General features: G+C 46.1%; 14 protein-coding genes. 11 read left to right on the top strand and 3 right to left on the bottom strand.

What is annotated here, in order from left to right:
• Window positions 1–124: 124 nt before the first annotated feature.
• The 6 genes from NIES593_RS05955 to NIES593_RS05930 all read left to right on the top strand — a co-directional run bounded on the left by NIES593_RS05955 (window position 125) and on the right by NIES593_RS05930 (window position 3965).
• Complete coding sequence (locus NIES593_RS05955) at window positions 125–385, top strand: MoaD/ThiS family protein (RefSeq protein WP_073598697.1); 261 nt, start codon at window positions 125–127, stop codon at window positions 383–385.
• Between the two features lie 63 nt (window positions 386–448).
• The gene (locus NIES593_RS05950; protein ID WP_073598712.1) at window positions 449–1612 is read left to right on the top strand and encodes a GuaB3 family IMP dehydrogenase-related protein; all 1164 of its coding nucleotides are present in this window, start codon (window positions 449–451) and stop codon (window positions 1610–1612) included.
• A 460-nt stretch (window positions 1613–2072) separates the two neighbouring features.
• Window positions 2073–2438, top strand: a complete 366-nt coding sequence (locus NIES593_RS05945; RefSeq protein WP_073598696.1) for a Mo-dependent nitrogenase C-terminal domain-containing protein — start codon at window positions 2073–2075, stop codon at window positions 2436–2438.
• A 49-nt stretch (window positions 2439–2487) separates the two neighbouring features.
• Window positions 2488–3258, top strand: coding sequence for a hypothetical protein (locus NIES593_RS05940; RefSeq protein WP_073598695.1), 771 nt, complete (start codon window positions 2488–2490; stop codon window positions 3256–3258).
• A 38-nt stretch (window positions 3259–3296) separates the two neighbouring features.
• Complete coding sequence (locus NIES593_RS05935; RefSeq protein ID WP_073598694.1) at window positions 3297–3548, top strand: hypothetical protein; 252 nt, start codon at window positions 3297–3299, stop codon at window positions 3546–3548.
• 6 nt (window positions 3549–3554) lie between these two features.
• Complete coding sequence (locus NIES593_RS05930; protein ID WP_073598693.1) at window positions 3555–3965, top strand: MltA domain-containing protein; 411 nt, start codon at window positions 3555–3557, stop codon at window positions 3963–3965.
• Between the two features lie 300 nt (window positions 3966–4265).
• Here NIES593_RS05930 and NIES593_RS05925 read toward each other — a convergent pair whose 3' ends face one another.
• Entirely contained in the window at window positions 4266–4502 is a 237-nt protein-coding gene (locus tag NIES593_RS05925; protein WP_073598692.1) for a hypothetical protein, read from the bottom strand.
• A gap of 469 nt (window positions 4503–4971) precedes the next feature.
• On the opposite strand from NIES593_RS05925, the gene NIES593_RS05920 reads away from it, so the two are divergent.
• From NIES593_RS05920 to NIES593_RS05910, 3 genes are all read left to right on the top strand, one after another.
• A complete protein-coding gene (locus NIES593_RS05920; RefSeq protein WP_073598691.1) occupies window positions 4972–5925 on the top strand; it encodes a phosphate ABC transporter substrate-binding protein in 954 nt (317 codons plus the stop codon).
• A 67-nt stretch (window positions 5926–5992) separates the two neighbouring features.
• A complete protein-coding gene (locus tag NIES593_RS05915) occupies window positions 5993–7402 on the top strand; it encodes a DUF2157 domain-containing protein (protein ID WP_073598690.1) in 1410 nt (469 codons plus the stop codon).
• Complete coding sequence (locus tag NIES593_RS05910) at window positions 7392–8009, top strand: GDYXXLXY domain-containing protein (RefSeq protein WP_073598689.1); 618 nt, start codon at window positions 7392–7394, stop codon at window positions 8007–8009. The genes NIES593_RS05915 and NIES593_RS05910 overlap by 11 nt, the downstream gene beginning before the upstream one ends.
• A gap of 132 nt (window positions 8010–8141) precedes the next feature.
• Here NIES593_RS05910 and NIES593_RS05905 read toward each other — a convergent pair whose 3' ends face one another.
• Complete coding sequence (locus tag NIES593_RS05905; RefSeq protein WP_015145115.1) at window positions 8142–8405, bottom strand: DUF3146 family protein; 264 nt, start codon at window positions 8403–8405, stop codon at window positions 8142–8144.
• Between the two features lie 76 nt (window positions 8406–8481).
• Between NIES593_RS05905 and NIES593_RS05900 the strand changes: the two genes are divergently transcribed.
• Window positions 8482–9921 (top strand): GTP-binding protein, encoded by a 1440-nt coding sequence (locus NIES593_RS05900; protein ID WP_073598688.1) that lies wholly within the window; start codon window positions 8482–8484, stop codon window positions 9919–9921.
• A 13-nt stretch (window positions 9922–9934) separates the two neighbouring features.
• On the opposite strand, the gene mnmA is transcribed toward NIES593_RS05900, so the two are convergent.
• Window positions 9935–10990, bottom strand: coding sequence for a tRNA 2-thiouridine(34) synthase MnmA (mnmA, locus tag NIES593_RS05895; RefSeq protein WP_073598687.1), 1056 nt, complete (start codon window positions 10988–10990; stop codon window positions 9935–9937).
• Between the two features lie 171 nt (window positions 10991–11161).
• On the opposite strand from mnmA, the gene NIES593_RS05890 reads away from it, so the two are divergent.
• Window positions 11162–11665 (top strand): SPOR domain-containing protein, encoded by a 504-nt coding sequence (locus NIES593_RS05890; RefSeq protein WP_073598686.1) that lies wholly within the window; start codon window positions 11162–11164, stop codon window positions 11663–11665.
• Window positions 11666–11739 lie beyond the last annotated feature (74 nt).

The raw sequence follows: 11739 nt of genomic DNA, 5'->3' as shown, positions 1-11739 counted from the left end.
CGGCGAAGATACTGGTCGGGTCGCTGACTGGGACAATAGTTCGATGCCAGGTTAATTAATTTTTGTAATAAAATAGTCAGGCAAGCCTTCTTTAAGATAGAAAGAAGGTTTTGTTTTTTCTACTATGTCTCAAGCTTGGGTTAATATTAGGGTTAAACTTTTTGCTGCATATCAAGAAGCTTATGGTGTTTCAGAACTAAAGTTATCGTTTACACAAGGTACTCCCGTACAGGCTGTTTTAGATTATATCCTTAGAGAGCATCCAGAGCTTGAGTTATGGCGAAATCTGACTCGATTTGGAGTTAATCTTCAATTTGTCGAACCTGATATTTTGTTGTGCGATGGAGATGAAGTGGTTCTAATTCCACCCGTTAGTGGCGGATAATTTTTCAAATGACACCGAAAATTTGATAGGCTAGGCTAATAACTTGTAGAAATATAGATGAGTGTGGATATAGCGATCGGTCGGGGGAAAAAGGCTCGTCGAGCCTACGGAATAGACGAAATAGCACTCGTTCCCGGAGTGCGTACTCTAGATCCTAGTTTGGCAGATACTCGCATTCGCATCGGCGAGATCGAGCGAGAAATCCCTATTATTGCTAGCGCTATGGATGGAGTAGTGGACGTGCGGATGGCAGTGTTGTTATCCGAGTTAGGAGCCATGGGGGTACTCAACTTAGAGGGCATTCAGACCCGTTATGCCAATCCAGAGCCAATACTAGATCGCATTGCCTCGGTTGGCAAATTAGAATTCGTGGAGTTGATGCAGGAACTCTATGCGGAACCGATTAAGCCCGAATTAATTCAACAGCGCATCAAGGAAATCAAAGAACGCGGAGGCATTGCAGCAGTCAGTCTCACGCCTGCTGGTGCAGTGAAGTACAGAGAAGACGTTATCTCGGCTGGGGCAGATTTATTTTTCGTTCAAGCGACGGTAGTTTCTACAGCTCATCTCTCGCCAGAATCTACGATTCCTCTGGATTTGGTGCAGCTTTGTCAAGAATTGCCTATCCCAGTCGTTTTGGGCAATTGCGTGACCTATGAGGTGGCATTGAATTTAATGAAAGCAGGGGCGGCGGCCGTTTTAGTGGGCATCGGACCTGGTGCAGCTTGTACCTCTCGCGGCGTATTGGGAGTGGGCGTGCCTCAAGCAACAGCAGTAGCAGACTGTGCTGCTGCTAGGGATGATTTTGAGCGAGAAACCGGTAAATATATACCCGTTATCGCTGACGGCGGCATCGTTACGGGAGGTGATATCTGTAAGTGCATTGCCTGCGGTGCGGATGCAGTCATGATCGGTTCTCCCATCGCCAGAGCGGCAGAAGCGCCCGGACGCGGGTATCATTGGGGCATGGCAACGCCTAGTCCCGTCTTACCTCGCGGAACTCGCATCAATGTAGGAACGACGGGAACGCTTGCAGAAATTCTTACCGGACCTGCTAAGCTAGACGACGGGACTCATAACCTTTTGGGCGCCCTCAAGACCAGTATGGGCACCTTGGGAGCGAAGAACATGAAGGAGATGCAGCAAGTAGAGGTAGTCATCGCGCCTTCATTGTTAACGGAGGGTAAAGTTTATCAAAAAGCTCAACAGTTAGGAATGGGCAAGTAAATTTGTTTGTTAGGCGAGCCAAGCTCGCCCACTTTTTTCTCAGTATTTTTTGATTCGGGATTTTGCGATCGCTGGTTGTTTTGGGCTTTGCTAAGTCGAGGTAAGTACAATTGCGCAGATCTGAAAACGAGCCGCGCGAAAATTAGGCGATTTTGCTGGCGAATTTATTACTTCATAGGAGAGATGATGATAGCAACAAGAGATTAATTCTCTGTTGGGCAACGAACATCGCAATTCGTCATCGTCTAAATGTCAGTCTTACATGCGGACGCTTTTCAGACAAAAATTGTGTGTTATCTCTAGAGAAGGAACCAATTTAGTGGATACAGTTGTCACAATATACCTAGGCTCTTAGAAGTTTCCTATAGTTCGAGTCAGAAATATCGGAAATACTTACAAGAGTTTGTGTAGCTATCAAGTAGATAGTTTTGTTCCTAGTCAACAAGAGTACTAAGCGAAGATGAGTTTAAACAATACTAGCACGAAGTCTATAATTTTAAGCGGTTGGATTGAAAACGATCTCGCAAGGACTAAAACAAACGCCAAACGCTCTTTTAGCTGGAAAAGCGTCGATCTTCTCAAACCTCTGCGGATGCGGCTGAATTCTATTGAAATCGATCGCCCCAAGTTAGCGCATCGCATTTGTCGTCTTATTCCCGCTCAGTGTCCTTTTGCACGTAAAATTCAGCTATTTGGTCGCACAATCGCCAATATTCCTCCCCTGTGCAAAATTAACCCTCTCTACGAAGATTTAATGGCACTCCGTTTCCGCGCTCTTTGCTATCTAGCTGATGAATGTGGTGAGGATATCAGCGCTTATTGCTAAGATTCCTAAGTACCGTTTTTCATCTCAGCTAGAGGAAACTCCTTAAACTATGGCGATTATTGCGCTCAAAGCCTGGTATCTGGAGCATTACGCGCCAATCAAGGAAATTGTCAAACGACCTCACGATCTGCGTCTGAGCCGAAATAGCCTTCTCAAATCAGGGATGCGGGCTGATTTTTTGGACGACGCTCAAGCGATACAAGAATCGGTTTGGTTTCAACGCTATCTCGAAGGAAATCTGGTCGAGTTTTATATTGAGGGAAGTGGCGGCTATGCTATCTCAAATATCGATCTCCTGTCCCACGAAATTTACTTTACTAAACAGGACATTTCGGCTTGGTTAGAACCAATCGTCTTTTTGAGCTGCCAAAATGAATATCCTCAAGCCAGCGAGGCTTTGCGTTCGGCACTTGCAGAAGCCATAGAAACTTTCAATCGGCGATCGCGTTTTCCGATAACTTTAGAAGAATCCCTACGTTCTACGGATACGACCGTGCGGTTAAGCGAAACTCAATTGCGTAAAATTCGCAAAAGTTTATTATTTATCGCCGATGGAACGCCGATAATCAGCATTCCTCAAGAAAGACAACCTCAGTTAATTTTAAGTCCTCTCGTTTGCGTTGAATTGGGTTACGCACTCGCAAACAAGCGAGCCGGTCAAATTTTGCTGGCGCAAATGGAACGTCCAGATTTAATTGGCAAATTTTCCTTCGACTTACCCCAGCACCAACAGCTTATCTTTAAGACAGCGACTGAATTGAACAAAACTTTGCCTTCGATGCTGAAAACTCTACTGCAACGGTTTAATTTGCATTCTTAGTCGCCGATAATAGTCTTAGAGAATTAAATCGAATTATCATGCCAAGAAAACCTGACGAATACGCGATTCATCTTTTCTTATCAAGCGGTCATCGAGAAGAAGTTCGTTTTACCACCATTCAAGACTTTCAGAAATGGTATAGCAACGAGCTAGTACCAAAATCAGATTCTCATGATTTTATGAACATACCAATCAAAAACGTTCAGGGAGAATACATGGTGGTACGTCCTTCTACCGTTGTGGCAATTCGGGTAGAACCAATCTTTTTCGGAAGCGTGGAACGCGATTGAAAATTATTGCTTCTTTCGATTCTGGATTGTTTTCGGCTCTCGACTAAAATTCTAGAGAGCAATGCTGCTGTCAAGGCGTATCAAAATTATCCCATACCGGGAATTAACCGCGATCGCGTTCGTCGTTCTTTGCTCTGTTTTCGCGAGTTGTTGGTAAAGTCTCGCACGCCAAGAAAATTGCAAGTGGCCGTCCAAAAAGAATTCGTCTTTTATCAGTCGGTAGGCAATGACGATCGCGGTACGGTTACTTTTACAGGCTATTTCGAGCCTGTCTATAGTGCCAGTCACCAACCTACTGCTGAGTTTCGCTATCCACTCTATCAAAAGCCATCTAACTTTCGAGTTGGTCTAAACCCCATCCAACCCGTGCCGAATTGGAAGGGAAAGATGGTTCGTTGGACAATAAAAGCCCTCTAGCAGGACATGACCTGGTTTGGCTGCACGATCGCTTCTATCCAGGCTTAGTCTGAGAAAGTTTAGTCCAGGACAGTCCTGGACTAAAATGACAGCAATAGATCAGATCGCTTTTTAAAAAAGAGAATTGAAACATATTCGGGCGACATGAAGCAAGGAAAAACGAGTACAAGCAGTCTTTATTGAATGGTTGCGCGGTTAGATAAGTTATACATTTGTACAAATTTTCTAACTTGTGCGTGATGGTCTTTCTTGAAGTAGCCCTCAAAAGATTTTCTGTCTCCTTCTACCAGGATTTCAATACTAATCGACTTTTGTTACGAACTCAAGATCGTTCATCTTTTTAGAGATTGCCTCATCATCAATCCAAGTTTTACTATTCCGGATCTTTGGATCGATGGGAATAGAATCATTTTTAATAAAACTCTCATTCATCTCTTTTGAGAGTTCAGTAGCACTAATTGGATAGCTAAAACTAGCAGATGCAGATGCAACAATTAAAGTAACTATTACCACAGAAGCAGTAATTTTTTTTGACATAAATTTTCTTGCCAGATAATTGATTAAAGTTAGGAATAAAACCCCTTCTCTAATCCTTTCCTCTTTCCTAAATATAATTCCCCTCTAAAGTGGGTCTTACTTCAGTGATTTATCGGATTTTTTAGAATTCACGTATATAAAGATTTTCCGGTAAAATACTTAAAGATCGAAGAAAAATTTTGGGAACTATATAAACGAGTTCACGAAGTTAAGCGAGAAGAAAATGTCGCTAAATGGCAAATTTGCTTACAGATTGTCCCAAAAGTAGAGAATGTCGAAGATACTCCGCCAATTGAGCGGCAGAGCCAGCTTCGACTCCGTCATGTTGGGCATGGCGATCGCAAAGCGAAACATTTGAGTATACCAACTCCAAACAGAGATTTTTCGTTACGTTCAACTGCACTCAGAATAACAAAATGGACTTTAATCTTCTTATCATGGCTTTTAAAAGGGTCGTCGAGCTAAAGCTATGAAACCAAAAAACGAAACAGCAATTTTAATCTTATCTTTGTTAATTACAGTCGGAATCTTAGGCGGCGGCTACTGGTGGTTTAGCCGTCAATCTGGCATAGATTTGAGCAAATTAATCCCAGGAAAGGGAAACCCATCTCCAACGCCGAACGAAACCGTCAGTTCCCCAGAGAAATTACCCGCTCCAACTTCTCCGACTGCTTCCACTACCTTTTCGGCTCCAGCAACGGTTCCTAGGGGAACAACGGTCAGAATTGACGGCTCTACTAGCATGGTGCAAATTAACCAAGCGCTCAGAAATAGTTTTGAGTTGAGATTTCCAGGGACGAACGTGGATGCTACTGCCGATGGGTCGGATAATGGCATCCAGGATCTTTTAGCGGGAAATGTGGATCTGGCTGCGGTTTCTCGTCCTTTGACTTCCCAGGAACAAGCTCAAGGTTTAGTCGCCATTCCGATTGCTAAAGACGCGATCGCGATCGTCGTCGGTATTAATAATCCTTTTCGCAGAGGTTTGAAGAAAAATCAAGTCGTCGAGATTTTTCAAGGAAAACTTACCGATTGGTCGGCAGTGGGCGGAAAACCGGGTACGATTCGAGTTATTAACCGACCTCGCGTCAGCGGAACTCGCCAAGCCTTTCAAGAATTATTTCTCGAAGGCGAGAATTTTGGTAGTGCGCCCAACATTACCGAAATGCAGCGAGATGCGACGACTCCCATCTTGAGAGCATTAGGAAGAGATGGCATCAGTTATGCCACCTATGCTCAAATAGCCGATCAACAAACCGTGCGCACGGTTTCTGTGGATGGTTTAGATCCAGAAGCCGCCAATTATCCCTATTATCGGACGCTCTATTACGTTTACAAAAATCCAGCCAATGCAGCCGTTAAAGCCTTTCTCGGTTATGCGACTTCGCCCTTAGGACAAGAGGTTATTTCTACGGCTCAATAAGCCTATACCCAATCGGAGACGCTAATCTAGAACTATCAATCGCGATGCGGAACTCAATAAATCGAGAATGGCTTCGGAAAAGTTTCGCCACCAACTGCGCCGAGAAGCGGATCGATGGCAAGCAGAGGGATTAATCGATGAGACATTGTATGCAGAACTAGCTCGTCGCTATCAATTCGATGACCTGGCTCTTTCTGAGCGCAACCGTTTTGTCGCTATCCTAATCGCACTGGGAAGCATCCTTTTAGGGCTAGCTGCCATTATTTTTGTTGCCGCTAACTGGCAAGTTTGGTCGAAAGAATTCAAGGTAGCGTCGTTGGTCGCTTTGTTTGTTGGCGTTAATGCAGTTGGATTTTACCTGTGGCAGCATCCAGTCGAACGATGGCAAGCTCGTCTCGGCAAGGGATTGCTGCTGTTAGGAGCGTTGATTTTTGGGGCAAATCTGGCGCTAATGTCTCAAATCTTTCACCGAAGCGGCTCGCTCTATCATCTGTTCCTAGTTTGGAGTTTGGGAGTCCTGGCGATGGCTTATAGCCTGCGCTTGACTTTTTTGGGGGTGCTAGCCATACTTCTGGCGAGCATTGGCTACGTTGCGGGGATGATCACTTTATTTATGCCGGGGGAGGTTTCTGACTTTCGGATCGCGATCGAACATATGCCGCTCTTGGTAAGCTTGCTGGGAATTCCTTTGGCTTATTGGTGTCGTTCTCGTTGGCTTTTTGGTTTAGGGGCTGCCTTGGTTATTTTTTCCCTAGAAGCCAGTGTAATCATTTTTCTGGCAAATTTTATCAATTTCTCCCCAGGAACTAGGGGAATGATGGGCGCGATCGCTTGTTCGCTTCCGCCCGCGCTACTATGGGCGTATCGCGATTCTCTCTGGAACGGATCTATAGAGAAGCTTTCCTTCGATGAGATCGCGCGCAATCTGGCACTATTTTTTATTAGCGTTCTGTTTTATCTTTTCTCGTTTAACGGGATCTGGAGACCTTTTTCCTATCGCACGGGTTCGGAGATCGCTTGGCACGATTGGGTTAAACTGCTAGATATCTTGCTGTTGGGCGGTTTGACCGTTTGGGTTTGGTGGCGACTGGGATATAGGACGAGCGCTAGGTGGCGGCTAGAGCGTAAGAACGCGATAGTTGGGGCGGCGATCTTACTGATTGGGGTAATGGTTTGGTGGCATTTGAGCGTAGGTGCATTGGGCGCGATCGCAACGTTAATTTTTAATGTCCTTTTATTTCTCTTTGCGGTTGGCTTTATCCGCAAAGGGCTAGCAACTGGACATCGTATCAGTTTCTGGGGAGGCATTCTCTTAACGGTGTTACAGATCGTCTCGCGGATGCTCGAATATGAAACTGACTTGCTGGCTAAGGCGATCGTTTTATTGTTCTGCGGTCTTGGGATAATTGCGGCTGGATTGGGGTTTGAGAAATATTTGCAGACTTTGAAGGCGTTGCGAGCGACGAATGATGAATAAAATTTCCAGTTGGCGGTTTTGGGTTCCCCTGCTTTTCCAATCGGCACTGATTTTAGTCGTGCCCGCTCAAGCGATTTATACGCATTTTTCAGGCAAAACTATCGTACTTCAAACGCTTCCTATAGATCCTTACGCACTACTGCGCGGTCGTTCGCTCAGGCTTAGATACAATATATCTAGGGTCGATGCTCTCGAACGCCTTCCAGGTTGGGAAACAATAGTCCAATCCAATCGGGGAGAAAAACAGACCGCTTTTCGGACTGGAACTCGATTCTATATCATTCTCCAAGCCCCCGCTAAAGCAGCAGAACCAGGAGAGCCTCCCCGTGTGTGGAAACCCGTAGCCGTCAGCCGCGATTGCCCTTCAGATTTACCGAGCGATCGCGTTGCCTTAGAGGGAAAACAGTCCATTTACCCCTGGATTGATTATGGTCTGGAAACTTATTATTTTCCTCAAGAACGAGGCGACGAAATTAAGGCTCGTATCGGTCAAACACTAGAAAATTCAAACAGAGAACGTCCTTTCGCAGTCGAAGTTAAAGTCGATAGTCAGGGTCATGCCATTCCTCTGAGCCTTTGGATAGGCAATAATAATTATCGTTTTTAATGGAATTGGTTATTCGATCAAAGAATTAAGGAGTAGTTAGTAGTTAGTGGTTAGTGGTTAGTTTTCTCCCTTGTCTTCAGAGTCTCCCCACCCTTCCCACACTCCCTGTTCCCCAAATCTTTCTCGCTCTAACTAAAGCTCCGCGCGTACCGTAAACTCATAATCTCCCCCTGGTTCTAATTGATAATCCCAGCGTTCTAAGAAACGTCCCAGGGGTTCAACAATTAAGGCACGCCCTAGCGACGGTTGTATTGATAAATGTCCCCGCCGAAAATTCCATTGAAACTGCCACTCATAGGCGGCCGCTCTGACTTCACCTTCGAGCTTACCCTGTTGCCAGGACTGATTGGTAATGCGGACGTAGGCAATAGTTTCTGGCAAATTTCTAGAACTCACGGATGTCTAACTACTTGACTGCTTTAAAAGATTAAAATAACAAATCAGTTCCCAATTGTCAGTTCGCTAATAACTGATGTCTAATCTATCTTTCGATACAAATTGGAATTCAGAAGATTTGGATAGTGCCATTCTGAGCTTTGAAGCCATTCAGGAGGAACTCAACTACAAACAAGCTCAAAGTTCTCTAAGAGACTTAGTTAACAAGATCGATTTAACGCCTCAAGAAAAAATCGGCTTAGAGACAGATATCGATCGCCTTGCCGACATGCTAGAAAAGCTGGAGGCTTCTGTCGTACAGATTGCTGCTTTTGGCATCGTAGGACGGGGAAAATCTTCGGTTCTCAACGCACTTCTAGGACAAGATATCTTTCAAGCGGGTCCGCTACACGGAGTAACTCGCACGATAGAAAGTGCGCATTGGCAACTTACCCAGGAAAGTCTCGGCGACAATCTATCTGAAATCCAGCGCCTTGCTTTACCGAGTTTGGGTAATTCCCAAATTCAGCTCATCGATACTCCCGGACTCGATGAAGTCGATGGAGAAACCCGCGAAATCATGGCGCGTCGAATTGCCAAACAGGTAGACCTAATTTTATTCGTCGTTTCTGGCGATATCACCAAGGTCGAATTTGAGGCGCTTTCTCAGTTGCGAGAAGTCGGAAAGCCGATGATACTGATCTTTAATAAAATCGACCAGTATCCCGAAGCCGATCGCTTGGCAATTTACCGCAAAATTCGCGACGAACGGGTAAAACAGTTACTTTCACCCAATGAAATCGTCATGGTGGCTGCTTCGCCATTGGTAGCAGAGGCAGTGCGAGACAAACATGGCAAGCTGAAGATGCAGCGCCGTCGCGGAAAACCCCAGATCGAAGAACTAAAATTAAAAATTCTTGAAATTTTGCACCGCGAAGGGAAGTCTTTGATCGCCCTCAATAGCATGCTCTATGCCGATGAGGTCAACGAACGAGTAGTTCAGCGCAAAATGGAAATTCGGGAGGGAGCGGCGAATCAGTTAATTCACAAAGCAATGATGACAAAAGCCGTCGCGATCGCTTTGAATCCCGTTACCGTCCTTGACCTTCTGACGGGTGCTGTCATCGACGTGACGATGATTATCGCCCTCTCTCGTCTCTATGGTCTCCCCATGACGCAACAAGGCGCGATCGCCTTATTAAAGAGGATTGGACTTAGCATGGGAGGAATCAGCGCTAGCGAATTCTTAGCTGCTTTAGGATTGAGTTCGCTAAAAGGATTGTTGGGGATAACGGCACCCGCTACTGGCGGGGCATCCCTAGCGCCGTATTTATCCGTTGCCATTACGCAAGCTGGCGTTGCCGGCGTGGCATGTTACGCGATCGGACAAGTGACGAAAACTTATCTCGCCAACGGCGCATCCTGGGGTCCCGACGGACCAAAAGCCGTGGTGAAAAGCATTCTTAACTCGCTCGATGAAGCTTCGATTCTCAATCGAATTAAATGGGAATTGAGCGCAAAACTGACTCGGCGTTAACTCATAATAACAATTACGAATTATGAATAATTATCCCGCCGCCTAGCAAAACATCTCTGTCGTAGAAGACAGCCGCTTGCCCTGGCGTTATGCCAAACTGAGGTTCGTCGAAAGCCAGCTTGACGCGCGATTCTTCGAGGGGAATCACGTTGACTGGGACAGGAGAAGAACGGTAGCGAACTTGTACCTCAGTGCGAATCGGGGTAGTAGGTTCGGGGATAGAAACCCAATTCATGCGCCCTACCACGCATTCCGAACGTCCGGCACGGTCGCGATTGCCGACCACAACCCGATTCATAACCGGATCTAGTTTCACGACATACAGCGGTTCGGCTGCCGCAATCCCTAGACCTTTGCGCTGACCGATAGTGTAATGATGGATGCCACTGTGCTTTCCCAAAACTTTTCCGTCTAGATCGACGATCTCGCCTTCTTTTTGGTTAATATACTTATCCAAAAACGCCCGCATAGAACCGTGAGCCTCGATCAAGCACAAATCCTGGCTGTCTGGCTTTTGGGCGGTTTTGAGACCCAATTGAGCGGCAATGCGACGGGTTTCTTCCTTGGTTTGATGCCCCAACGGAAAGACGGACGCTGCCAACAAATCTTGCGTCAGGTCGTATAAAAAGTAAGACTGATCTTTATTGCGATCGACGGCTCGCAACAATTGATAGCGCTGGCTCGTCTCGTTGTAACGAATGCGAGCATAGTGTCCAGTGGCAATGCGATCGCAGTCTAATTGTTCCCTGGCGTATTTCAACATCGGCGAGAATTTCACCGTCCTGTTGCACTGAGAACAAGGCAGAGGGGTGATCCCGCCTTCATAACCGGACACCAGATAATCGATAATATTTGCCTGAAAAACGTCTCGACTATCGACGATGTGGTGGGGAATTCCCAATTGTTCGCACACCATCGCCGCATCCACCATTCCTTCAGAACAGCATTGTCCCTTACCCTTCATCAGCCAAAGGGTAAGACCGACAACTTCATATCCTTGATGATGGAGGGTGGCAGCCGCAACCGAACTATCAACTCCACCCGACAAGCCGACGACGACTCTGTTCATACCTATTAAGATTAAAGACTTATTTCCGTTTTTTCTAGGCTAACATTATCAGTATTAAAATTCAGGTATCGAGTTAGGCTCTTTCCCGGTCTGGAAAAGAACTTGACCCAAGAGAAGGAAGTTAGAAAAAAGCCTTCTTGAGCGATAACCAAAGGTGTGAGGAAAACTAAAATGAAGCGTCAAACCAGTGGATTGCTTATATTACTGGGACTCGAAGGCGGCTTGGGATTTTTCTATGCTACTGTTGCGATCGCGCAAAATCCGCCACCCGTCTTGGAAAGCCTGCCGCCGCCCCCTCCCGTTCGCGAGGTTCCCAATTCTCCAACTTCGTCCGATAATAATGCTTCGGTAGTTCGAGAATACAGGTTTCGGGCACCCCAAACATCTCCCAATCCCATTCCTAGCCATTCTTCGCCTTCTTATTCTCCTGCAGCAGCGGAACTCTATCGCGTAGAAGTTTTAGCCAGAAGCGAAGCCATTCTAGCGCGGGTACGAAAGATAGAACCGATGGCATTCGTGCGTCGGGGAGAGACGGTGATTCAAGTCGGTCTATTTCGGACGCGATCGCAAGCAGAACGGCGCCTCCACCAACTAAAAACGCAAGGCTTATCAGCGCGAGTTATTCGAGTGAAAAATCATGCCGGGGCAGTCGATCGCGAGACGCGATCGAGATAAATTTCTCGATCGGACAATCGAGAACCTATGATGGGTATAAGTAACGTTCTGGACGGGTTCGGATTGCACTATCG

The sequence above is a fragment of the Hydrococcus rivularis NIES-593 genome (assembly GCF_001904635.1).
Lineage (GTDB): Bacteria > Cyanobacteriota > Cyanobacteriia > Cyanobacteriales > Microcystaceae > Hydrococcus > Hydrococcus rivularis.
The sequence above is the reverse complement of the archived record's forward strand: the minus strand, read 5'-3'. Positions and strand labels throughout refer to the sequence as shown.